General features: G+C 60.1%; 22 protein-coding genes. 7 read left to right on the forward strand and 15 right to left on the reverse strand.

The window, feature by feature from the left end; genetic code table 11:
• Positions 1-100 precede the first annotated feature (100 nt).
• Positions 101-1,084: an efflux RND transporter periplasmic adaptor subunit gene (locus tag BM152_RS12155; protein ID WP_082715399.1), complete on the forward strand. Its 984-nt coding sequence runs from the start codon at positions 101-103 to the stop codon at positions 1,082-1,084.
• On the forward strand, positions 1,077-4,334 hold the full coding sequence (locus tag BM152_RS12160; protein WP_066604968.1) for an efflux RND transporter permease subunit: 3,258 nt from the start codon (positions 1,077-1,079) through the stop codon (positions 4,332-4,334). The genes BM152_RS12155 and BM152_RS12160 overlap by 8 nt, the downstream gene beginning before the upstream one ends.
• Before the next feature lie 174 nt (positions 4,335-4,508).
• On the opposite strand, the gene BM152_RS12165 is transcribed toward BM152_RS12160, so the two are convergent.
• Positions 4,509-6,701, reverse strand: coding sequence for an NADP-dependent isocitrate dehydrogenase (locus tag BM152_RS12165; RefSeq protein ID WP_066605073.1), 2,193 nt, complete (start codon positions 6,699-6,701; stop codon positions 4,509-4,511).
• 302 nt (positions 6,702-7,003) lie between these two features.
• Here BM152_RS12165 and BM152_RS12170 point away from each other — a divergent pair, with 302 nt between their 5' ends.
• The 4 genes from BM152_RS12170 to BM152_RS12185 are packed head-to-tail and all read left to right on the forward strand — an operon-like array spanning position 7,004 to position 10,940.
• A complete protein-coding gene (locus BM152_RS12170) occupies positions 7,004-8,428 on the forward strand; it encodes a circularly permuted type 2 ATP-grasp protein (RefSeq protein WP_066604966.1) in 1,425 nt (474 codons plus the stop codon).
• A gap of 13 nt (positions 8,429-8,441) precedes the next feature.
• Complete coding sequence (locus BM152_RS12175) at positions 8,442-9,383, forward strand: alpha-E domain-containing protein (RefSeq protein WP_066604964.1); 942 nt, start codon at positions 8,442-8,444, stop codon at positions 9,381-9,383.
• 6 nt (positions 9,384-9,389) lie between these two features.
• Positions 9,390-10,199, forward strand: a complete 810-nt coding sequence (locus tag BM152_RS12180; RefSeq protein WP_066604962.1) for a transglutaminase family protein — start codon at positions 9,390-9,392, stop codon at positions 10,197-10,199.
• Positions 10,200-10,208: 9 nt separating this feature from the next.
• Entirely contained in the window at positions 10,209-10,940 is a 732-nt protein-coding gene (locus BM152_RS12185; RefSeq protein ID WP_066604961.1) for a proteasome-type protease, read from the forward strand.
• 27 nt (positions 10,941-10,967) lie between these two features.
• Here the strand turns inward: BM152_RS12185 and tsaD are convergent, their stop codons facing one another.
• The 14 genes from tsaD to BM152_RS12255 all read right to left on the reverse strand — a co-directional run bounded on the left by tsaD (position 10,968) and on the right by BM152_RS12255 (position 23,202).
• Positions 10,968-11,960, reverse strand: coding sequence for a tRNA (adenosine(37)-N6)-threonylcarbamoyltransferase complex transferase subunit TsaD (tsaD, locus tag BM152_RS12190; protein WP_066604960.1), 993 nt, complete (start codon positions 11,958-11,960; stop codon positions 10,968-10,970).
• Complete coding sequence (locus tag BM152_RS12195; protein WP_066604958.1) at positions 11,957-12,550, reverse strand: L-threonylcarbamoyladenylate synthase; 594 nt, start codon at positions 12,548-12,550, stop codon at positions 11,957-11,959. Before BM152_RS12195 ends, tsaD begins: the two co-directional genes overlap by 4 nt.
• A complete protein-coding gene (locus BM152_RS12200) occupies positions 12,547-13,149 on the reverse strand; it encodes a hypothetical protein (protein WP_066604955.1) in 603 nt (200 codons plus the stop codon). Before BM152_RS12200 ends, BM152_RS12195 begins: the two co-directional genes overlap by 4 nt.
• Positions 13,146-13,607 carry a tRNA (adenosine(37)-N6)-threonylcarbamoyltransferase complex ATPase subunit type 1 TsaE gene (gene tsaE, locus BM152_RS12205; RefSeq protein WP_066604953.1) on the reverse strand — a complete coding sequence of 154 codons (462 nt, stop codon included), beginning with the start codon at positions 13,605-13,607 and terminating at the stop codon, positions 13,146-13,148. The genes BM152_RS12200 and tsaE overlap by 4 nt, the downstream gene beginning before the upstream one ends.
• 59 nt (positions 13,608-13,666) lie before the next feature.
• Complete coding sequence (gene dtd, locus BM152_RS12210) at positions 13,667-14,107, reverse strand: D-aminoacyl-tRNA deacylase (RefSeq protein ID WP_066604952.1); 441 nt, start codon at positions 14,105-14,107, stop codon at positions 13,667-13,669.
• Positions 14,104-15,036: a carbohydrate kinase family protein gene (locus BM152_RS12215; protein ID WP_066604949.1), complete on the reverse strand. Its 933-nt coding sequence runs from the start codon at positions 15,034-15,036 to the stop codon at positions 14,104-14,106. Before BM152_RS12215 ends, dtd begins: the two co-directional genes overlap by 4 nt.
• Before the next feature lie 94 nt (positions 15,037-15,130).
• On the reverse strand, positions 15,131-16,237 hold the full coding sequence (locus BM152_RS12220; protein ID WP_066604947.1) for a TFIIB-type zinc ribbon-containing protein: 1,107 nt from the start codon (positions 16,235-16,237) through the stop codon (positions 15,131-15,133).
• A gap of 98 nt (positions 16,238-16,335) precedes the next feature.
• Positions 16,336-16,731 carry a hypothetical protein gene (locus BM152_RS12225; protein WP_066604945.1) on the reverse strand — a complete coding sequence of 132 codons (396 nt, stop codon included), beginning with the start codon at positions 16,729-16,731 and terminating at the stop codon, positions 16,336-16,338.
• Between the two features lie 53 nt (positions 16,732-16,784).
• The gene (locus BM152_RS12230) at positions 16,785-17,906 is read right to left on the reverse strand and encodes an SPFH domain-containing protein (protein ID WP_066604942.1); all 1,122 of its coding nucleotides are present in this window, start codon (positions 17,904-17,906) and stop codon (positions 16,785-16,787) included.
• A 15-nt stretch (positions 17,907-17,921) separates the two neighbouring features.
• The gene (locus BM152_RS12235; protein ID WP_066604939.1) at positions 17,922-18,878 is read right to left on the reverse strand and encodes a DUF2927 domain-containing protein; all 957 of its coding nucleotides are present in this window, start codon (positions 18,876-18,878) and stop codon (positions 17,922-17,924) included.
• Positions 18,875-20,056: a toxic anion resistance protein gene (locus tag BM152_RS12240; RefSeq protein WP_066604936.1), complete on the reverse strand. Its 1,182-nt coding sequence runs from the start codon at positions 20,054-20,056 to the stop codon at positions 18,875-18,877. The genes BM152_RS12235 and BM152_RS12240 overlap by 4 nt, the downstream gene beginning before the upstream one ends.
• Before the next feature lie 23 nt (positions 20,057-20,079).
• Complete coding sequence (locus BM152_RS12245) at positions 20,080-21,000, reverse strand: 5-bromo-4-chloroindolyl phosphate hydrolysis family protein (RefSeq protein WP_066604934.1); 921 nt, start codon at positions 20,998-21,000, stop codon at positions 20,080-20,082.
• Positions 21,001-21,191: 191 nt separating this feature from the next.
• On the reverse strand, positions 21,192-22,469 hold the full coding sequence (locus BM152_RS12250; RefSeq protein ID WP_066604931.1) for a pseudouridine synthase: 1,278 nt from the start codon (positions 22,467-22,469) through the stop codon (positions 21,192-21,194).
• 109 nt (positions 22,470-22,578) lie between these two features.
• Positions 22,579-23,202 carry an OmpW/AlkL family protein gene (locus BM152_RS12255; protein ID WP_066604928.1) on the reverse strand — a complete coding sequence of 208 codons (624 nt, stop codon included), beginning with the start codon at positions 23,200-23,202 and terminating at the stop codon, positions 22,579-22,581.
• Positions 23,203-23,377: 175 nt separating this feature from the next.
• On the opposite strand from BM152_RS12255, the gene BM152_RS12260 reads away from it, so the two are divergent.
• A complete protein-coding gene (locus BM152_RS12260; RefSeq protein ID WP_066604926.1) occupies positions 23,378-23,827 on the forward strand; it encodes a nucleoside deaminase in 450 nt (149 codons plus the stop codon).

Below are 23,827 nucleotides of genomic sequence, written 5' to 3' on the forward strand. Positions count from 1 at the left end.
TCGGGAAACGTCGCACACGGATGGATATCGTGGGCCTTTCACGTCAAGCTTGTGAGGCAAGTGCATCGCGAAGGGCTTTCAACCTGAAACAGAGGTCAAAATGCGCCGCACCCATTTGCTTACGATACTTCTGCCGGGGATGCTCCTGATCGGAACGCCCATATTTTCGGAAACCCTCACCCTGACACCGCAGGCGATCACAGAATGGAAGCCGGTCTATGCCGAGGTGGAGCCGCGTGACCGCGTGCCTGCGCGTGCGCGGATCGGGGGGACGATCACCACACTTGATGTGACCGAGGGCGATGTCGTCGAGGCGGGGCAACGTGTTGCCTTGATCGAAGACACCAAACTTTTGTTCCAAATCGAAGGCATCGACGCGCAACTCGACGCGCTGAACTCCCAACTTGAGAAAGCTCAGGACGATCTGACGCGTGGTGAGTCCCTGTCCGAACGCGGGGTGATTTCCACCTCCAGCCTGCAAGCCCTGCAAACCAATGTGACCGTGCTCGAAGGCCAGATCACATCGCTCAAAGCCGAACGTCAGGTCGTTTCGCGCCAGATCGAAGAGGGCGAAGTGCTCGCCCCCGAGGCCGGTGTGGTGCTGGATGTGCCGGTGTCTAAGGGCGGTGTCATCATGGCGGGCGAGGAAGTTGCAACCATCGGCTCCGGCGGGACATTTCTGCGCCTTGGTGTTTCCGAGCGCTATGCGGACACGCTGACCGAAGGCGACACGATCCAGATTTCCGGCGCGGGTGAGGCGCGTGAGGGACGGCTTGCTAAAATCTACCCGCTGATCGAAAGCGGACGGGTTGAAGCCGATGTCGAGGTCGAGGGGCTGGACGCCCGCTTTGTCGGCCGTCGCGTGCAGGTGCGTTTGCCCGTTGGCAGCCATGATGCCTTTCTGGTGCCGCAAACCGCGCTGACGCAATCGGGCGGGCTGGACTTTGTGCAGATCGAGCAGGACACGGGGACGAGCGAACGTGTCGTCGTGCCGGGCAATGAGGTGATGCGCGACGGTGTCACCTATGTGGAAATTCTCAGCGGGCTGGCCGCGGGGGACAAGGTGGTGACGCGCCATGAGTAATCCCAAAGGACCAACGGGTGCGCTCGGCATCGCCGGCCATCTGACCCGCAATTTCATCCTCTCCCCGCTCACACCGCTCTTTCTCATGGCCGCGCTGGCCGTGGGGATGATTGCTCTGGTGTCGCTTCCGCGCGAGGAAGAGCCGCAAATCTCTGTGCCTTTGGTGGACATCCATGTGGACACCTCCGGTTTGAAGGCCCAAGACGGGCTGAAGTTGGTCACAGAGCCTTTGGAAACCATCGTCAAAGGCATAGATCAGGTCGAGCATGTCTATTCCGAAAGCCGCGACGACTATGTGATGGTGACCGCACGGTTCAACGTCGGTGTGCCTTCCGAGACCGCGATTGTGCGGGTGCGTGACAAGATCCTCGCCAATATCGACCGTTTGCCTGTTGGCATCAACGAACCGCTCGTGGTCGGGCGCGGGATCAATGACGTGGCCATCGTCGCCCTGACCTTTAGTCCCTCCGAGGGCAACGAGACCATGACCGCCGCCGATCTGACGCGGGTGGTCAAAGAGGTCGAGGTGCAATTGGCGCGGATCGAGAACGTCGGGCTGACCTATGTGATCGGCGAGACCGAAGAGGCGCTGCGGATTGACCCCGATCCCGAAAAACTGGCGCTCTATGGCATCACCTTGCAACAACTGGCCGGAAAGGTCGAAGGCGCGAACTCGGCAAGCCCTGCGGGTCTGTTGCGCGATGGTGGCGAACAGGTCGGTTTGATCGTGGGCAAGACGCTCACAACGCCCGAGGAAATCGGCAATCTCGAACTGACCGCACGCGACGGGCGCACGGTCTATGTACGCGATGTGGCCGATGTCGCCTTTGTCTCCGATCTGGACGAACATTATGTCTCCACGCTCACCCGCGCTGGCGCAGATGTGGCCGAGGGGACGCATGGTGAAATGGACATGGACGCACCGATCATCCGTCGCCCTGCGGTGACCCTTGCGATTGCCAAGCGCGCGGGCGCGAATGCGGTGATCGTGGCCGATGAAATCCTCACCCGCGTCGAAGCGATGAAGGGCGAGGTCATCCCCGACAGTGTCGATGTGGAAGTGACCCGCGACTATGGCGAGACGGCCAATGAAAAAGCCAACGAGCTGTTGTTCCACCTCACGCTTGCGACTGTTTCCATCGTGATCCTTGTGTTCTTCGCCATCGGCTGGCGCGAGGCGGTCGTGGTGGCCATCGTCATTCCGGTGACGATCCTGCTGACGCTGTTTGCCTCCTATATCATGGGCTACACGCTCAATCGGGTGTCGCTTTTCGCGCTGATTTTCTCCATCGGGATTCTGGTGGATGATGCCATCGTGGTGATCGAGAATATCGCACGCCACTGGGGGATGAAGAAACCCGGACAGAACCGTTTCGGAGCGGCCGTTGAGGCAGTGGCCGAGGTGGGCAACCCGACCATTGTGGCAACCCTCACCGTGGTGGTGGCGCTGTTGCCGATGCTCTTTGTCTCCGGAATGATGGGGCCCTATATGTCTCCGATTCCGGCCAATGCATCGGCGGCGATGATCTTCTCTTTCTTCGTCGCGGTGATGATCACGCCTTGGCTCATGCTGAAAATCGCGGGCCGTGCGGAATTGCATCACGACCATGAGGGCGATGTGCCAGGCGGCAAACTTGGCAAGCTCTACATGCGGGTTGCTGCGCCACTTCTGAAGTCCAAGGGCGTGGTATGGGCCTTTCTTTTGGCGGTGATTGTGCTGTCATTCGGCTCTTTGGGCGCACTTTATACCAAAGATGTGACGGTCAAGCTGCTGCCGTTTGATAATAAATCTGAACTGTCGGTGATGATCGACCTGCCGGAAGGGGCCTCGGTCGAGGCCACTGACGCGATTGCACAGCAGGCGGCGCGGCTGGCCATGACCTTGCCGGAGGTCATGTCGGCCCAGACCCATGCGGGCACGCCTGCGGCCTTCAACTTTAACGGGCTGGTGCGGCATTATTATCTACGCGAGAACCCCGAGATGGGCGAAGTGCAGTTGAAGCTCCTGCCGAAACACGACCGTGACCGCACTTCGCATGACATTGCGCTGGAATTGCGCGAGATGTTGAGCGAAGGCATTTCCGTGCCGCCGGGCACCGCGATGAAAGTGGTCGAGCCGCCGCCCGGACCGCCGGTGATCGCTACTCTTCTGGCGGAAATCTACGGACCGGACGGGGAGACCCGTCGTGCCGTGGCCGCCAAGGTGCGCGAAGCCTTTGAAAGCGTTGATTTCATTGTCGACACTGATGACAATTACGGCACTCAGGCGCGGCGTATTCGGGCGGAGATGAAGCCTTCTGACCTGAATTTCTATCAGGTGGCGGAGGCGGATGCGGCACAGACGCTGCAACTTCTCAACAGCTACAATACGGTGGGCTATTCCCATCGTGGCGAGGGCCGTCGTCCGATCCCCATCGTGATCGGTCGGGATAAATCCGAACGCGTGCTGGATGCCACAGCGCTTTCCACTCCGGTTCCGGCCAATGTCCTGCCCGGCGGGCGCGGTGTGGTCGAACTGGGCGATGTGGTGGAGATCACCGAAGAGCAGACCTCTTTCCCGATCTTCCGGCACAACGGTTATGACGCGGTGATGGTGCAGGCTGAACTGGCCGGTGCCTATGAAGCGCCGCTCTACGGTATGCTGGCCGTGGCCGACAAGCTCGACGAGATGGACTGGCCCGAAGGGATGAAGCCGGAGATTTCCTTGCACGGACAGCCCGTTGATACCACACATCCGACTTTGCTTTGGGACGGGGAGTGGGAAGTGACATGGGTGACGTTCCGTGACATGGGCGCGGCTTTTGGTGTGGCGCTTTTGGGGATTTACATCCTTGTCGTGGCGCAGTTCGGCTCTTTCCGTCTGCCGCTGGTCATTCTGACGCCGGTGCCGCTCACCTTCCTTGGCATTATGATCGGGCACTGGTTATTCGGGGCACCGTTCTCCGCGACCTCGATGATCGGGTTCATCGCCTTGGCGGGGATTATCGTGCGCAACTCGATCCTTCTGGTCGATTTCATTCGTCACGCCGATGACGAAGGCAAGGTGACGGTGGATATCCTGCTGGAGGCAGGGGCCACGCGGTTCAAGCCGATCCTGCTTACGGCCATTGCGGCGATGATCGGCGCGGCGGTGATTTTGGCGGACCCGATTTTTCAGGGTCTGGCGATCTCGCTTTTGTTCGGGCTGTTGTCCTCAACCGCTCTGACGGTTCTGGTCATTCCGGCGATCTATCGCATCTTCAAGATGTGACGGGTCGGAGAAATCACGCAGGGAAGGGGGGCGTTTGCGCTCCCCTTTTTTGTTTGTCCGAAGGGGGCGACCGGTTCGGCCATAGCGCCGCCCTTTGAACGCTGCCATTGAACAAAGGGCGCGGCAAAGAAAAAGGACGCCCGAAGGCGCCCTCTCAATCACATTTTGGATGGCTTAGCCGATGATCGCGTTGAGCGTGGCCGAGGGGCGCATGATCGCCGCCACTTTGGCCGGATCGGCGTGGTAATAGCCGCCCATATCCGCCGGTTTGCCCTCATTGGCTTTCAGCTCTTCAAGGATCACCGCTTCCTTCTCGGCCAGTTCTTTCGCAATCGGGGCGAAATGCGCTTTCAGCTCCGCATCGTCATCCTGCGCGGCAAGGGCCTCGGCCCAGTAGCGGGCGAACCAGTAATGCGAGGAACGGTTGTCGTTCTGGCCGACCTTGCGCTCCGGTGACTTGTTCTCAAGAAGCAATTTCTGTGTCGCGTCTTCCACCGCTGCGCCAAGGACACCGGCTTTGGTTTTGCCTTTGGAGGAGGCGAGGAAGTTGTAGCTTTCGCCAAGCGCACAGAACTCGCCAAGGCTGTCCCAACGCAGGTGGTTTTCCTCGATCACCTGCTGGACGTGTTTCGGCGCGGAGCCGCCTGCGCCCGTCTCGAACAGACCGCCACCGTTCATCAGTTTGACGATGGAGAGCATCTTGGCGGAGGTGCCAAGTTCGAGGATCGGGAACAGATCGGTGAGGTAGTCGCGCAGCACGTTGCCGGTGATGGTCACGACGTTCTTGCCCTTGCGCATTTCTTCCCATGTGAAACGGGTGGCTTCGCGCGGGGCCATGATCGGAATGTCTTTGCCAGCCGCTTTCAGCGCCGGTTCGACATATTTGATCAGTTCGGCGTCATGGGCCCGGTTCGCATCAAGCCAGAACGCGCCGGTGCCTTCGACGTCAAACCGCTCGATACCGGTTTTGATCCAGTCGAGGATCGGCGCTTTCTTCGCTGTGCACGACCGCCAGATGTCGCCTTTTTCCACGTCATTGGACAAAAGCACTTCGCCACTGTCGAGCACGATCGAGACGGTGCCATCGGCAGGGACTTCGAAGGTGGTCGGGTGAGAGCCGTATTCTTCCGCCTTCTGTGCCATCAGACCAACGTTGGACACAGCACCGCAGGTGGTGACATCCAGCGTGCCGGTTTCTTTGAAATATTCCACGGTCTCGTCATAGACGCAGGAATAGGAATTGTCCGGGATGCAGCATTTGGTGTCTGCCGCCTTGCCGTCCGGGCCCCAGCCGATGCCACCGGCTTTGATGACCGCAGGCATGGAGGCGTCGATGATCACGTCAGAGGGCACATGCAGGTTGGTGATGCCCTTGTCGGAATCAACCATGTAGAGCGGCGGTTTCGCGGCGAGAGCGGCCTTGAGATCGGCTTCCATCTCGGCATTGCCTGCGATGAGTTTTTCGAGCGCGCCGATGCCGGAGTTCGGGTTGAAGTCCAGCTTGTCGCCGTGTTTGGCAAGGAAGTCTTCGAGATAGACGGAGACGAAATGGCCGAAGATGATCGGGTCGGAGACCTTCATCATCGTCGCCTTGAGGTGCACGGAGAACAGCACACCCGACTCCATGCTTTCGACTTCTTTCTTGATATAGGCGCGCAGGGCCTTGGCGGAGAGGAAGGTCGCATCGACGATCTCGCCTTCAAGATAGTTCAGCCCGTCTTTGAGAACCGTTTCGGAGCCGTCTTTGCCCTTGAACACGATTTTCGCGCCACCGGCCTGTGCGGCCGTGACTGTCGCGGCTTTCTCGTTGGCGTAGAAATCATCGCCCGGCATGGCGGCGACGGTGGTTTTCGATGTGGATTTCCACTCGCCCATGCGGTGCGGGTTGGCTTTCGCATATTCCTTCACGGCCTTGGCAGAGCGGCGGTCCGAGTTGCCTTCGCGCAGCACGGGGTTCACAGCGGAACCTTTCACCGTGTCGTATTTGGCGCGAACGGCTTTCTCTTCGTCGGTTTGCGGATCGGCGGGGTAGTCGGGAATGTCGAAACCCTGCGATTGCAGTTCCTTGATTGCGGCTTCAAGCTGCGGCACGGAGGCCGAGATGTTGGGCAGTTTGATGACATTGGCGTCAGGGGTTTTCACCAGCTTGCCAAGTTCGGCGAGATCGTCGGAGACGCGCTGGTCTTCGGACAGACGCTCGGGGAAAAGCGCAAGGATGCGGCCCGCCAAAGAGATGTCTTTCGTGGCGACCGAGATCCCTGCGGCATTCGAGAAGGACGAGATGATTGGCAGGAGCGACCCGCGGGCAAGCTCGGGAGCTTCGTCCACGATGGTGTAAATGATGTCAGGGGTGTTCTTGTCGGCCATTTGGTCCTCCACTTGGTTCTGCATCAGCGGCTCTCGCCGACTGTATCTGGCTTGCCATGCGGGTAGCCCAGCAGGGGCCACAAGTCAATGTGTGCCGTTGTATACATTGATCTTGCGCGATGTTTCGACGCGCCCTTGCGAGGGGCCGAAAATCTGTTGGCGCTACCGGATGGCGGGATGCTGCGGATGCATATGTCGGAAGTGATTAAAATTTGATCATATGCGCAGGTTTTGACCGCCTTTCCGTAGGGGAAAGCGCGAATCCAATTGTGGAGCAGATGCGGGCAGGTCAAAATTTACTCATGAGCGAGAAACACATCTTTGACGAAATGTGGGGAAGCGACGAAGTTCTGCGCGGTCCCTATAGCGAATTTCAAAACTGGTTTCAGGACGAAGACCTGAAGCGTCTCAGGGCAAAGCAACGCGAAGCCGAAGAGGTGTTCCGCCTTGCCGGCATCACCTTCAACGTCTACGGGCGTTCCGAGGCGGAAGAGCGGCTGATCCCCTTTGACATTATTCCGCGCATCATCGCAGGACGGGAATGGCAGAAACTCTGCAAGGGGATTGAACAGCGGGTCCGCGCGATCAACGCCTTTTTGCATGATATTTACAACCGTCAGGAAATCATCAAGGCGGGGCGTCTCCCCAAAGAGATGATCGCGAAGAACGAAGCCTTCCTGCCGCAGATGATCGGTATGACGCCGCCGGGCGGGGTCTACACCCATATCGTCGGGATTGATCTGGTGCGCACCGGCCCCGATCAGTTCTATGTGCTTGAAGACAATGCGCGCACGCCTTCGGGGGTCTCCTATATGCTGGAGAACCGCGAGACGATGCTCCAGATGTTCCCCGAACTGTTCTCGCGCAATCGGGTGCAGCCGGTGCAGAACTACCCTGCCAACCTGCGCCGCTCTCTGGCCGCCTGTGCGCCGCCCAATTGTGAAGGCCGGCCTACGGTGGCGGTGCTGACCCCCGGCATCTACAATTCTGCCTATTACGAACATGCGTTTCTGGCCGATCAGATGGGCGTCGAACTGGTGGAAGGGCATGACCTGCGTGTGATCAATGGCAAGGTCGCGATGCGCACCACCCACGGCTACAAACCGATTGACGTGCTCTACCGCCGGATTGACGACGACTTCCTCGATCCGCTGAATTTCAATCCCGACAGCGCCCTGGGCGTGCCGGGGATCATGGATGTCTATCGTGCGGGCGGGATCACCATCGCCAATGCGCCGGGCACGGGGATTGCCGACGACAAGGCGATCTACAGCTACATGCCCGACATCGTGGAATTCTATACCGGCGAGAAGGCGATCCTTGAAAACGTGCCGACATGGCGCTGTTCGGAGCCGGACAGTCTGGCCTATGTGCTCGACAATCTTTCGGAGCTGGTGGTCAAGGAAGTCCACGGCTCCGGCGGTTACGGCATGTTGATCGGCCCGACGTCCTCCAAAAAAGAGATTGAGGAGTTCCGCAAGAAACTCACCGCGCGGCCCGCAAATTACATCGCCCAACCGACGCTGGCGCTGTCCACCGTGCCGATTTTCACCAAAACCGGACTGGCACCGCGCCATGTGGACCTGCGTCCATTTGTGTTGTGCTCGCCCGAAGGGATTAACATCACGCCGGGCGGTCTGACCCGCGTGGCATTGGAGAAAGGCTCGCTCGTGGTGAATTCAAGCCAAGGCGGCGGGACCAAGGACACTTGGGTTCTGGAAGACTGAGGGGAGGACGGAGATGCTAGGAAAAACGGCAAATGGCCTCTACTGGATGTCACGCTATCTGGAGCGCGCGGAGAACACATCGCGGCTTGTGGAAACAGGGCAGCGGATCGGTCTGACCCGTCTGGGACAGGATGACGACGAATGGGCTTCTGTGATGCGCTCGGCCTCGGTTCTGGAGGGATATGCGGAAAATCACGACGAAGTCACAAAAGACGCGGCAATCAACTGGATGCTGCGCTCCAAGGACAATCCGGCCTCTGTGCTGTCCACCATTTCGGACGCGCGCCAGAACGCGCGGCTGGTGCGCACGGCGCTGACCCATGACGTGTGGGAGGCGATCAACGGCTGTTACATGGCGGTGAAAGAGGCTCTTGCGCATAAGGTCTCCGAGCGGGATCTGCCTGCGGTTCTGGGGTTGATCCGCCAACGCACCGCCTTGGTGCGCGGTGCGACCCACGGCACGATGCTCCGAAACGACATCTATGACTTCACCCGTATGGGGACATTCATCGAACGCGCCGATGCCACCGCGCGGATTCTCGATGTGAAATACTATGTGCTGCTGCCCTCGGCCTTTGCGGTCGGGTCCTCCATCGACAATGTGCATTGGGAAACCATTTTGCGTTCTGTTTCGGCACGCGGCGGCTTTCGCATGGCTTACGGATCACAGGTTAATGCCCATGACATTGCGCAATTCCTGATCCTCGACAAACGTATGCCGCGGTCGCTGAATTTCTGTGCCACGAAAATCCACAACAACCTGAGCTATCTTGCCTCTGATCGCGCCGAGGCGCCGCAATCCTCGCTTATGTCGCAAGCGCTGGTCGAACGGTTCATGAATCACAGCATCGAAGATGTGTTCGACTACGGGCTGCATGAATATATCCAGACGATTCTGGGGATGCTGTGTAAGCTCGGACAACAGATCGAAAAAGATTACCGGTTTTATGAGTGAGCCAACATGCGCCTGACCATTCGCCACACAACCCGATATGCGTTTGAAAGCCCTGTCACCTACGGGCTGGAACAACTGCGGAAAACGCCGAAATCCGGCTACGGTCAGGAGGTCATCCGCTGGGAGACCTCCGTCTCCGGCGGACGCAAAGAACTGAGCTATCACGACCACATGAACAATCTTGTGGAGTTGATCTCTTTCGATAAAGGCACCACGGAACTGGTGATCTCCTGCGAGGGCGAGGTCGAGATGGCCGAGACCCACGGGGTTGTCGGGCAACATCGCGGCCCGTCGCCGCTCTGGCTGTTCGACAAGGTGACGCCGCTCACCAAGCCGGGGGCAGGGGTGCGTGCCCTGATCAAAAAGGTCGAGGGCGAGACCGAACTCGAACGTCTCCATGCGCTCTCGCGTCTGGTGGGCGAGGCGGTCAAATACGAGGTCGGCAGCTCGCATCCCGACGAGACCGCCGAAGAGGCGCTCGCGGCAGGCAAGGGCGTCTGTCAGGACCACGCCCATGTATTCATCTCTGCGGCCCGCGAAATGGGCCATCCGGCGCGCTATGTCTCCGGCTATCTGATGATGAACGACCGGATCGAACAAGAAGCCACCCACGCATGGACCGAAGCCCATGTGCGCGGCCTTGGCTGGGTCGGATTCGACGTCTCCAACGAGATTTGCCCCGATCAACGCTACGTCCGTGTCGCAACAGGGCTGGACTATAAGGAGGCAGCCCCTGTAACTGGAACCAGATACGGTGGTGAGGGCGAATCCCTTTCTGTCGAGATTGAAGTCGTACAGCAACAAGACCAACAATAAGGACGCCCCATGACCTATTGCGTGGGTATGATGCTCGATCAGGGCCTCATCATGATGTCCGATACCCGCACGAATGCCGGTGTCGATAATATTTCGACCTTCAAGAAGATGTTCTCGTGGGAAGTCCCCGGAGAACGTATTCTCACGATTATGACTGCCGGAAATCTGGCGACGACGCAGGCGCTTGTGTCGCTCATCGACGAGCGCACCAAAGCGCCCGAAGACCGCGAGCCGTCGATCCTCTCGGCCCCGTCGATGTTTCAGGTCGCCCGCCTTGTCGCCCAGACCCTCAAGGACGTGATCGCCACCCATGCCGACGAGGGCCAGCGCGCCGACAGCGCCTTCAACGCCACCGTCATTTTGGGCGGCCAGATCAAAGGCTCCGAGCCGCGGCTGTTTCTGATCTATCCCGAAGGAAATTTCATCGAAGCCGGAGACGAGACGCCGTTCTTCCAGATTGGCGAAACCAAATACGGCAAGCCCATTCTGGTGCGTGCCTACGATCCGGCGATGTCTTTCGAGGATGCTGTGAAACTGATGCTTGTGTCCTTCGACAGCACGGTCAAAGCCAACCTCTCCGTGGGGCTGCCCTTTGATCTACAGGTGATCGAGAAAGACACATACGCGGTCGCCTATCAACGGCGCATCGCGCCGGATGATCCTTATTATCTCGATATTTCAACGGGATGGGGTGAGGCGCTGAAGTCCACTCTGGACGGCTTGCCCAGCTACAAGTTCTAAGGACGCGCCGTTTTATGCGGCCCGACCTCAGGGCGTTTCAAGGCTCAGGTTCGGTTTCGGTATCAACTCCGGCTGCACCCCGCGCTCGACATAATCCCATGTTGCCATAGCAATCATTGCTGCATTGTCTGTCGCCCATTTCATCGGCGGCAGGCACAGTTCGACGCCATGTCTGCCCGCAACTTCACCCATCGCCTCGCGCAGTTGCCGCGATGCTGCCACACCGCCGACAATGACCAGAGAGCGCGGCTTGCATTCGGTGAGCGCCCGATCCGCCTTTGCGGTCAGAACGTCCATACAGGCGGCGACAAAAGAGGCCGACATATCTTCAATCGAGACATCGGGATGTTTTTCAATATGGCGGGCGACGGAGGACTTCAGCCCTGAAAAGGAGAACTCGTAGGCGTCATTCTTCATCGGACGCGGCAGGCGCAGAACGGGTGTGCCGGCCTGTGCGGCCCTGTCGATGGCCGGACCACCGGGCATCCCGAGCCCCAGCATCCGCGCCACCTTGTCATAGCTTTCGCCCACCGAGTCGTCGCGAGTGCTGCCAAGCAGGCGGTAGGACCACGGGTCTTTCAACTCCGCGATCAAGGTGTGCCCTCCGGAGACCAGCATGATCACAGCGGGAAACTCCGTCTTGCCGCTTTCCAGCTCGACTGACCGGATATGCCCGCGCAAGTGGTTCACCCCGTAGGCTGGCACGCCCCATCCCATCGACAGCGCCTCCGCCGTGGACAGGCCGACCAGAAGCGAGCCGATCAACCCCGGTCCACGGGTCACGCCGATGGCGGTGAGATCATCGGGCGTCACTGAGGCGGCGGTCATGACCTCCTGAATCGTCGGCAGGATGGCTTCCAGATGGGCGCGGGAGGCTAGTTCGGGATAGACGCCGCCAAAGGCTTCGTGAATCTCGAATTGCGACACGGTCTTGATCGCCGCGGCATGGCCGGAGCGATCCACCAGCGCCACAGATGTGTCGTCGCATGAGGTCTCGATGCCAAGGATTAAATCGCTCATGCCAGAACCTCTTTGATCTCTGCCTCGGACACCGCACCGTTGCGGATTATGCGGGCGGGGGATGTTGTGCAGTCGACAATGGTCGAAGGGGCAGGGGCCTCGCCTTTGCCCGCCACTGTCAGATCAGGTGCGCCGTGCAACTGCGCCTCGGCTTCAACCGTGGTGGCAGGCGGCTCCGAGCCGGACAGGTTGGCCGAGGTGACCATGAGCGGACCGGCGTTCTTCAAAACCTCGCGCAGAAGGGCATTGTCCGGAATACGCAGGGCGATCTCTTTGCGCCCTTTGAGCCAAGCGGGGGCACGTATCGGATCAAGGGCCAGCACCAAGGTCAGCGCACCGGGGACAAAGCGGCTGGACAGCAGTTTCAAAGCACTTTCGGAGAGAACCGCGCCCAGTTCCGCGATCTGATCCGCACCGGCCACCATGATCGGCAGGTTCTTTTCCCGCGGGCGTTGTTTGAGCGCATAGATGCGGTCCACGGCTTGCGGATGCGCAGGCGAGGCCGCGAGGCCAAGCACAGTATCCGTGGGCAAAAGCACCACGCCGCCGGTGGTGAGCACTTCGGCAATCCGGTCGGAGGAAGGTGTCATTCTAGCACCTCCACAATCGGATAGGCCCGCGCCTCGGCATCGGGAAGAGGCGCGGCAAGCGCCAGTTTCAGCATGGTTTCCATCGTCGCCATATTGGTCAGAGGAGCGGCGTGGCCTTCAACCTCGACATTTCCGGCAAGATCGTAATCCTTCAAGTCTGAAAGATAATCCTGCGCAGTTTGGGCGGTGCAATGTTCGTAATGTGCAAGTTTTCCATCGGCATAAATCCCGAAATGCACATGCGGGCGGGCCGCGCGGCGCAGGAGTGCGACGGGTTTGCCTTGATCCACATCGGCCCCCAAAAGGATGAAGGCGGGCAGGGCTTGCACCGGAATGTGGCGGGCAAAGCCCAAGGCATTGGCAAAGGCCGCCGCCGTGCGCGTGACGCCCAGACCACCCGGTCCGATGTCGCAGGCAATGAGGCCAAGCTCCGCCAGCGTGGATTGGCTGCGGGCAAGGCCGGTTTCCAACAGCATCCGGTAGTCGCGTGATCCGTTCAGGGCCTCGTCCTTGGAACTGTCAAAGACAATCTCTACGCCCTGTCCGAGCGCCAGCGCAGGCACCCCGTTCGAAGCCTGAATCAAAAGTGTCAGCGTCATGCCAATGCCTCCAGAACAGCTGTCCAGCGCGGTGCGGAGGCGCTGAGCGTGACTGTGCGTGCCGTGTCCGTGTCGCCAAATCCGATGCGGATCGACAGTGGTGCGTCAAAGTAATCCTTGATGCGTTCGCCCCATTCGATCACGCAAATGCCTGTGTCAAGATAATCTTCCAGACCAAGGTGATAGAACTCCTGTGCACCTTTCAGACGATAGGCGTCCACATGCAGGAGCGGCCCTGCGGGGGTCTCGTAAACATTCGCAATCGTGTAGGTCGGGCTTGTCACCGTCTCGTCGGAGCCAAGCGCCCGCACCAACGCACGGGTGAAAAAGGTTTTCCCCGCCGCCAGAGCCCCGTCCAGAAGCACAATGTCGCCCGGATGCAAAAGACCGGCCAGTGCAGAGGCGATCTGCGCCGTGTCTTCTTCTGAATGGACGTGTTTGACGATTTCGCGCGCCACGGAGGCCCCCTTGCTGCTTTACAAGCGATTTAGGGCATTGCCGCGCAAAGGTCCATGAGTCAGCTGTCGGTATCGAGCCAGATCGTAACCGGCCCGTCATTGAGCAGCGAGACTTTCATATCTGCGCCAAAAATCCCCGTCTCGCAGGGCACTCCCTCCGCGACGAGGCGCTGGGTGAAATAGTCGTAGAGTGTCTTGCCGAGGTCTGGTGCGGCAGCGGTCGAGAAACCGGGGCGGTTGCCCTTGGTGTCGGCGGCCAGCGTGAACTGGCTCACCACCAAAGCGGTGCCGCCGATGTCGCGCACGGAGCGGTTCATCTTGCCTGCGTCATCCTTGAAAATCCGCAGCTTGGCAATCTTGGCGGCGAGCTTGTCGGCCTGTTGCTCGGTGTCCTCCCGCATGGCGCAGACAAGCACCAGAAGACCTGGCCCGCTTTGTCCGACGGTTTCGCCATCGACCTGCACGGAGGCTTGCGAAATGCGTTGAACCAAGGCCCTCACGACGTGGCCTCCAATTCCTCCGCCCATGGGGGATTGGCGCCAGCGCGCGAAACGGTGATGGCGGCGGCGCGGGAACCCAGCTGGAGCGCGGCGCGCAGAGACTCTTCGTCAAGATCGGCCACGGCGGCCTTGGTCAGCTTGCCTGCGCGTTGCAGGCCGGCCAGAAGACCGGCGTTGAACGTATCGCCCGCGCCGACCGTATCCTTGACCTCTACGCGGGTGCTTTGAATATGGGTGGTGCCGCGTGCCGTGACCCCTTTGACGCCCTCGGCCCCCATGGTCAGGCAGACCAGCTTGACGCCCTTGTCCAGAAGCGCCGCGACATGGGCATCAATATCGCCCTCTCCCATGATCCAGAGCAGGTCTTCGTCGGAGACTTTGACAATATCCGCATGGGCCAGCATATGGTCCAACCGTGCACGGTAACGCGGCTCATCGCGGATAAATCCGGGCCGGATGTTCGGGTCAATCATGGTAACGCGGGTGCCGGAGGCATCGACCAGCAGGGTTTCATAGACTGCGCCGCAGGGTTCCACAGCGAGCGAGATGCCACCACAGAACACCGCGTCGATCGCCTCTGGCAGGACGGGCAAGTCGGCTTCGGTGAGCATCCGTCCGGCGGAGTTTTCGTCATAGAACGCATAGGTCGCATGGCCGTCCACCAGTTTGACAAAGGCCACGGTGCAGGGCCGGTCCACCGTGATTGCAAGTGTGCCGTCCACATGGCTCTCGGCCAGTTTCTCTTTGAGCAGATCGCCAAAGAAATCGGCGGAAAATCCGGAGAAGAACCCCACATCCGCCCCAAGGCGGCCAAGCGCGATGGCGGTATTGAACACAGCCCCTCCGGCATAGGGGGCGTAGGCGTCTTCACCCAGTGTCGATGTTCGGGGCAACATATCGATCAGGGCTTCACCGGCACATAGGATCATCGGTTTTCCTCGGGCTAAGTGTTGAGTTGTGATAGCGCTACCACATTCGGTATGGCGGCGTAAATCGCCTTCCTGCCAATCCGGCGCAGCGCGATCATTGGTTCATGGCGACAAAATAGCCGATCACACCGGCAACGATGAGCCCACAGATCACCGCAAAGGCAATTTTCCACGCCGAATAGGGGCGTTCCCCCTGAACCCGACCCGTGCGGCCATTGACGACGAAGCGATAGCTTTTGCCCCGATATTTATACGCGGCCATCCAGATCGGCAGCAGGATATGTTTGAACGTCACGTCGGAGACCGCAGTGTGCATGTCATGCACCCGCTGTCGGTCCCCGCCAATGTCGAATTTCACATCGCGCAGGATGAGCCGGTCCATATAGGCGCGGGCGTCCTCGTAGCCTTCCTCCAGTTCGACCGAATAGGCGGTGGCGCGGAAACCGGCGAGGTAATCGGGAATATAGGGTTCCAGCTCCGAAAGATCCCACGGCTCCAGCCCTTCGGAAAACTTGCGCGGCAGGGCGCGTGAGGCGAGCACCAGCACATCATCGAAGAAACGCGACACCCGCCCCGAAGCAGCTCGCCAGCGTGTGCGGCGTTGGCGGATGGTCTGGCGCTTGCCGTTCCGGACGACGGTGCGGCTCGTGTAATAGTCGTCGCCGCGCTCCCCGCGATAGCTGGTCCGAGTCTGGGCATCGAAGGTCCAGTAGGGCAGGTAGACGCCGGACAGTTTGCGTCCCTTGCGGGCGTAGTCCTTGAGCCCGTTGGGCGCGAACCACAATTGCCCGAGCCAGTCGACCATCGCGTCGCGGGCCTGCTCCTCGGTCAGGGCAAAGGGCAGCAGACCGTGGGGTTTGATCTGGCGGTGTTGTCCTGTGTCCGTGACAACAGGCGTGGCGCAGAAAGGACATTCCGTGGCGTGGAGATCGGCATCAAACTCCACCTCCGCGCCGCAGTTCGGACAGCGGGCCGTGCGCGTGTCCTCCATCGCTTGTGCGGGAAGCTGGGCGGCCAGCGCCGTTTTGAAGTCCAGCTCGCGTGGCGGTGTGGCGTCTCCCGTGTCCAGCGCCATTTGCGCGCCGCAGTGGTCGCAGGACAGGAGCCCTTTCGCCGGATCGAACCGCATGTCCGCGCCGCAGGTTGTGCAGGGAAACCGGTGTTCTTCGGTCGCCGAGGGCGCGGGCGTCTCCAACTCCATCTGTCTCTTCCTCATCTCGTTCTGGCGCAGTTTGCGGGTTTTTCCTGTCCGCAAGGCGTTCGTCAGGCGTGTTGTCTTTCGCCCCGCAAGGGGCGGGGCTATTCTTTTTGTTCGACGCTCACGATCTGGGCAATCTGCCTGCGCGAGGCCGGTGCAAACCGCAGGATCTGGCAAAACATGAACAGGCCTTCCCCGTCGCGGGTCAAACGTCCGGAGACGGTGGCGGCTTTGCCTTGCACGACGATCTGCGTGACCGAAAGGCTGACGGGCGCACGGACATGCGCAAGAGCCGCAAGGACTTGGCCGCGCCCGACGATGCCGGGGCGGTTTGAGGCGTCCCAACTGGCGGTCTCCGACAGATCATCCTCGTCCAAGGTGCCTGCGCCATTGAAAGCCAGCGCGAGCATGGCCGCCTGTCTTTCCTCCGGCGTGGGATCGCAGGCGAAATTGATGCGGGTCGGGGTCTGGTGAACCTTCGCGCGCGTTTCGGTCATGAGACCATCCTGTGTCATGTGACCATCCATGGTTCACCAAGCGGCCCGAGGCGTCACGCGCCCGGCGGCGGGGGCGGCGGTGCGACGGTGAAAAGCTGTGCCAGTTCGGTCACGTCTTCGGCCCTGAGCCAGCCGTCCTGACCGGGTGTCCAGACGAAGCTTTCACGTTTCAGCAAGCCTTTCGCCGCCATCTGACCCATTTCCGCCTTGGAGTAGGGGCCTTTGGTCTCGCCGTTCTGGGCGATGTGCCAGACATGCTCCACGGGCGGCGGGGGCGGCGGAGTTTGTGCCGCAGGCGCGCTGGCAGCGGGACGGGCGCCCCACGGGCCTTGCTGCGCGCTTTGGCCGGCCATCGCCATGCCTAGCCCCGCGCCCATGCCGGCCCCCATCGAGGCGGCCATAGCGGAGTTCTCGGCGCTCATAGCTTCGGCGGCGTTGAATTTCATGTAATTGTCGAGATTTCCGACGATGCCCATGGAGGTGCGCTTGTCCATCGCTTTTTCAACGGCTTCGGGCAAGCTGATGTTTTCGATGTAGAATTCCGGAATGGTCAGGCCGTATTCCGCCACCACTTTGGAAATCTCGGTGGCGACCATCTTGCCCAGATCGGCGGTGTTCGCCGCCATGTCCAGAACCGGAATGTTGGACCCTGCCACGATGCGCGAGAAGGCCTGAACGATGATGTTGCGGATCTGGTAGGAGATTTCGTCCATAGTGAATTCGCCATCCGTGCCGACGATCTCGGTCAGGAACAGCGAGGGGTCGGAGACCTTCACAGTATAGGTGCCATAGGCGCGGATGCGCACGGGGCCGAACTCGGGGTCGCGGCACATGATCGGGTTTTTCGTGCCCCATTTCAGGTCCGAGAACCGCGTGGTGTTGACGAAATAGACCTCGGATTTGAACGGGGATTTGAACCCGTGATCCCAGTGATACAGCGTCGTCAGGATCGGCATGTTGTTGGTTTCCAACATGTAGAGCCCCGGCGTGAACACATCCGCCAGTTGCCCCTCATGCACAAACACCGCCGCCTGTCCTTCACGCACGGTCAGCTTGGCACCGTATTTGATCTCATGGCCTTCACGTTCGAACCGCCATACCATCGTGTCGCGCGAGTCGTCGGTCCAGTGGATGACGTCAATAAATTCGCCGGAGAGAAAATCAAAAATACCCATGGGGTCTCCTGTTGGTCATATTTCCTCGCCCATCAGCTCGTAGGCCAAAGCCGTGGCGATCGGGCGGGCGGTTTCCGGGGTCATGCCGGGGGCAAGCCGCCGGTCATATAGCATACGCAAGAGCAACTCGTCATGCCGTGTGAGCAGGGCGAATTCCTCGTCGTCATTGAAGATCGAAGGGCGCGCATAGGGGCTGTCATTGGCAAGCCCCAAACCTTGCGAGATTTCTTCGTGATAGCAGGATTTGCGGAGCAAATCGGGGTGTTCGGCGCGAATGACGGCCACGGCGGTGCGATAGGCCCCGTCATTGTCGGGATCGGATGCCACAACCAGACAATAGGAGGATCGAGGCATGTCCACCACAGAACGGATGGCGTCCTGACCGATGCCGGGGATCAGTTGCGCCAGACGCGGCCCGATGGCGCGGCGCTCGTTTTCATGGAGCACAAGCACATGGAAATTGGGCTGTGACGAGCGCGAGATCGAATGACCCGTGGCGCGGGAAAGCTGGGCGAGCAGGCTGTTGATCGTCTGTTCGTCCTGTGTGCGTTTCTCTTCGGGCACCGTGGCCCCGAATTCGACCCCGACACGCACCGGAACCTGCCAGCGGTGCAGGTTCGAGGGAGTCTTTTGCGCCACAAACTGCCCGTTCACCGAGGTATATTCGTCATTGAGCGCGATGGCTTCGAAATTCGCCGCCAGTTGACGGGCGTTGAACGGCGTGTCCGGCCCGCCGCGATCGGTGCGCAACAGGTCTTTGTTCAAAAGATCCGCCTGCATCCGCGCATAATAGCGTTCAAGCGCATAGCTTTCTTCGCTGCGCTCGGCGGGCACCTGTAACACAGGTTTCACCGCCGCAGACGGACGGGGCAGGGGCTTGATGTCTTGAGGGGTGGGCGTGCAGGCAACCAGCGCGAGCAGGGCCAGCCCGCTCACGCCTTTGCACATGCTATGCCGCACCCCTTGGATCATTTCGCCGGCACGGACGGGCCAGAGGCGTTGCCTGTGGCCTTGGCAGATGCCAGCGTGTCGCGCAGCTTGGCTTCCATCGACTTGAGTTCCACCTCGGCCTCGGCCCGCTTGCGCTTGCCTTCGTCGGCGATCTGGAGGCTTTCTTCGATTGTGGCCACCAGTTCCTCGTTGGCGGTTTTCACGGCCTCGATGTCGAACACACCGCGTTCCATTTCCTCGCGCACAACCTTGTTGGCTTCGCGCAGGTTCTTGGCGTTGGCAGTCAGAAGCTCGTTGGTCAGATCGGTCGCCTCACGCACGGATTTCGCCGCTTCGGAAGACCGCTGGATCGTCACAGCCTGCGCCAGTTGGGTTTCCCAAAGCGGCACGGTGTTGACCAGCGTCGAATTGATCTTTGTGACCAGAGACTTGTCGTTTTCCTGCACCAGACGGATGGAGGGCAGGGATTGCATGGTCACCTGACGGGTCAGTTTCAGGTCATGCACACGGCGTTCCAGATCGTCACGCGCGGCCCGCAAGTCGCGCAATTCCTGCGCCTTGATGACCTGATCGGCTTCCGGTGCGGCATCCACAGCGGCGGCAAGCGCGGGAATGTCGGTCTCGTCCAGTTCCTTGAGCTTCAACTCCCCCGCCGCGATGTAAATCGCCAACTGGTCGTAGAAGGTCAGGGTCTTATCATAGAGCATGTCCAGCGACTTGATGTCCTTGAGCAGCTTGTGCTCATGGGTCAGCAGGTTGTCGGTGATCTTGTCGATCTGGCTTTGCACATCCTCGAAACGCGCGACGAATTTCGCCATCGGTGCCGCGCGGCCCAGAAGTTTTTCCCACCAGCTGCGCTCGCGGCGCACGTCCAGTTCGGACACGGAAAAACCGCGAATGGTCGTCACGATGGAGCGCAGGCTGTCGCCCGCCGGACCGACATCCTTGTTCTTCACATCCTGCAACATGGCTTGTGAGATTTCCTGCAACTCGGCCTGTGCGGCAGAGCCGAAGCTGACGATGGAATTGGTGTCTCCCATGTCGATCTCGGCCTTGGCCTTTGCCACTTCAGCGGCCACGGGAGCCTCTGCGGCACTCGGGTCGATCAATTCGCCTTTCGGCTCGGCAAGGACGACAGAAGTGACTTCTTCCACGTCTTTCAATGCGGCTTCAGCCTGCTGGCGGATGGTGTCGGACATTGTTGTTTTTCCCTGATACAAACTCATGACATAATTTCATCTTTGACGCCTTCACGCGCCAGACGATCACGCAGCACCTCGATTTCGATGTCGAGGTCTGTCTTATCGTCCAAAAGCAACTTTTTATGACGGGCGTCGAAATTCGCCTCCAGATCATCCAGAAGCGCAAACCAGTCTTCGCGCGCCTGCGCGTTGCGGCTTTTGCTCCAGAGGTCGGCGTATTTCACCGTCGCATCACGCGCACCCAAAAGATAGACGCCAAGATATTTGCGCGCCGCCGTCAGATCGCGCGGGTCGTCCTCGACCGTGCGGAACATGGCGCGGGCGGTGGTGATGAAACGCTCCAGCCGGTCTTCGGCCTGACGGTCGCCGGTGCGCTCCAGTGCCGTGCGCATGTCCTTGAGATGGGCTTCGGCCTCATCCACGGCTTTGGCGACGCGGTCTTGCTGGAACAGGTCAAGCTCGTCGAAGCCCTTGTTCTTTAGCGGATCGAGACCAAAGGCGAGGCTATGGAGCACAATGCCCAGTACGGCAAACAGCGCGGTTTCCATTGCACCCCAGCCGAACCAGCCGACAATGCCCAGCCCAAGACCGGTGAGAACAGAGCCGAAGATTTTGCGCGGAATGGCAGGGCGGCGAGAGACCTTGCGTGCCTCATAGGCTTCTTCGGCCTTGAGACCTTCGCGGGTGAGATAAGCCGCGCCAACCAGACAGCCCAAGGCGACGAGGTAGCCGGTCATGACTGTAGGCGGGGCAAAAAATGCTTTCCACGCCAGAGGCAGCGCCGCGAAGAACAACAGATTCGAGCGCGCACCGACGCGAGTCGGTTTCTTGCCGTCAAACGGGCGCGGCGAGGAGGGCGGCGCAATGTGATCCGAGGCAGCGTGATCCGACTGCGCGGCACGTCCTTTCGGGGAGTAGGTGGACCCGTAGCGTTTTGCCATTACATCCCCTGCGCCTTGATCGTCACGTAAAACGTGAGCGCGACCAGCAGATAATAGGCGAGTTTTGAAAACACGCTGTCGCTCATGGGCACCCTTTCCAAAGCGGTTCTTTGCTCAAGATATAGAAAGGAATCGCCCTCGGTGAAAGGGTTAAGGGGAGCGCTTGACGCGCTTTCCCCCTCTGTCCGGTCTTATCGGCCGGATTTCGGCGGTTTGCCGCCTTTTGCCCCGCCTGCGCGGCCAGCGGAATTTCCGCCGTGGGATTTGAAGCCAGCCGAGCGTGGTTTGCCACCGTCTCCGCCGCCGTGGGATTTGAAACCGTGGGATTTGAAGCCGCCCGGTTTGCCCGACGGTTTGCCAGACGGTTTTCCGTCACGTTGCTGACCCGGTTTTCCGCCGGGTTTTCCGTCACGGGGCTTGCCTTTGAAGCCCTCGCCACGCGGTTTGAAACCACCCGGTTTGCCATCGTCATCATCGCGGCGTTTGTATCCGTCGCGCGGTTTGCCCTTGAAGCCTTCGCCGCGCGGTTTGAACCCGTCGCGGTCATCGCGCTTGCCTTTGAATGGCGGCTTGCCACCGCGATCATCGCGCCCCTGTTTCGGGCCGCGGGCATCGTCGCGTCCACGGACTTCCTTGCGGGGGCCACCGGGTTTGTCGCCGCGCATAACCGTGCGTTTGGCCATGCCGCCTTCCCCGACTTGCAGGTCCATTCCCAACTGGTCGCGCAGCACGCGGGCGCGGACTTCTTCGACCTGTCCGGGTTGCAACGTGCCAAGGCGGAAGGGCCCATAAGACAGCCGAATCAATCGGTTAACGGTGAGGCCGACATGTTCCATTGCGCGGCGGATCTCGCGGTTGCGGCCTTCGCGCAGCCCGATGGTGAGCCATGCATTCGCGCCTTGCTGGCGGTCAAAGGTGACTTCCATCGGCTGGAAATGTTCGCCGTCGATGGTCACGCCCTTGCGCAGAGGCTCAAGCGTGGCTTCGGAGGCCGTGCCTTTGACCCGCACACGGTATTTGCGCAGCCAGCCGGTGTCTGGCAGTTCGAGCTTGCGCTTCAACTCGCCATCATTGGTCAGCAGCAGCAGCCCTTCGGAATTCAGATCGAGACGCCCGACAGACATCACACGCGGCAGCTCTTTGGGAAGCTGGTCGAACACCGTATCGCGGCCTTTTTCGTCCTTGGCCGTGGTCACAAGCCCCAGAGGTTTGTGATAGAGCCAAAGCCGTGGCGGTTCCGGTTCGCCCACCTCTTTGCCATCGACGAAAATCTTGTCTTTGGGCAGGACGTTGAGTGCAGGGGAGGCCACCACGCGCCCGTTGACCATCACGCGACCTTCTTCGATCATCGCTTCGGCTTCGCGGCGCGAGGAAATGCCGGCGCGCGACAGCACCTTGGCGATGCGGTCGCCCGGCGGGGTTTTCTTGGGCGGGGTGTTCTTGTCAGCAGATTTTGGCGTGTCGGTCATGAGAAAGGCCTTTCTTTGGCGCGCTCATACTCTGCACGAGTCTCTATGGAAAGGGCAAAGAAAAACGGCCCGCTGTTGTGCGGGCCGCAAAAGTCGATGTCATAAGGCCTCAGAAGGTCATGACATAGGAGACGCCGAAGACCCACGGGTCGATCTCTGCCTCGCCGATTTTCTCACCGTTGAGCTTGACGTCACTGTTGATGTCGATCCAGCGCACATCCGTCCGCAACGCGCCGCGTTCGCTGACCTGATAGTCAAAACCGGCATGGAGCGCGACGCCCCAGGAATCCGTGAGGTCAAGGTCAGAGCCTGCGATATCGCCTGTTGCGGTTTCATCAAAGAAGGCCGTGTAGTTCACACCAACCCCGACGAACGGTGTGAAAGCAGCACCATTGTCGAAGTGATATTGCAAGGACACCACCGGCGGCAGATGTTGTGTGGAGCCGATTTCGCCAAGCCCGTCTGCACGGATATTATGCTCGAAAGGCCAAGCGCCCAGAACCTCGATGCCGAGGTTGTCCCGAATGAAATATTCAAAGGTGATGGTCGGGCGGAGGTTGTCGCCGACATCTAGTTCTTTGGTGCCTTCAAGAATGTCGCCATTGTCCGATTTCGGCATCACATAGCCCAGCCCGAGACCGAGGGTCATCGTCCCTGCGTCTTGCGCTGCGGCAAGTGTCGGAAGGGAGAGGGCCAGAGCCATGGTTGCGGCAATTACGGAAGTTTTGTTCATCTTTTTTGTCCCATATGTGTCTTATGCTAAGACGAATTCGCGCGCAGTTGCACAGGTGTCAGAGGCGGGCGTTTGGCACTTTGACCTGCATCAATTTCCGCCGGACTGCGGCAATCTGCCATCGTGGGACATGGCGCGGGCTTGCCTTTGGCAAAGTTGCACGGCAGGAAAGGGCATGACGTTTCGCTCTTATATGGATGAGGCTTTGCAAGAAGCCCGATTGGCCGAGGCCCGTGGTGAAGTGCCCGTGGGGGCGGTGGTCGTGTCTCCCGAGGGCGAGATCGTCGGACGGGGCGGCAACCGGACGCGCGAGGATCGCGATCCGACGGCACATGCCGAAATCGTGGCGCTGCGCGCAGCCTGTCGGGCTGTCGGGCAGGACCGTTTGTCCGGCTATGATCTCTATGTGACTCTGGAACCGTGCCCGATGTGCGCGGCGGCAATCTCGCATGCACGCATCCGCAGGCTGTATTATGGCGCGGGCGATCCGAAATCCGGCGGTGTGGCTCACGGGGCGAAAGTGTTCAGCCATGCGCAATGCCATCACGCGCCGGAGATTTATGACGGCATCGCAGGGGAGGAGGCCGAGGCGCTGCTCAAAGCATTCTTTGCCCTCCGCCGCTAA

Origin of the sequence: Celeribacter halophilus, assembly GCF_900114135.1 — a bacterium.
Lineage (GTDB): Bacteria > Pseudomonadota > Alphaproteobacteria > Rhodobacterales > Rhodobacteraceae > Celeribacter > Celeribacter halophilus.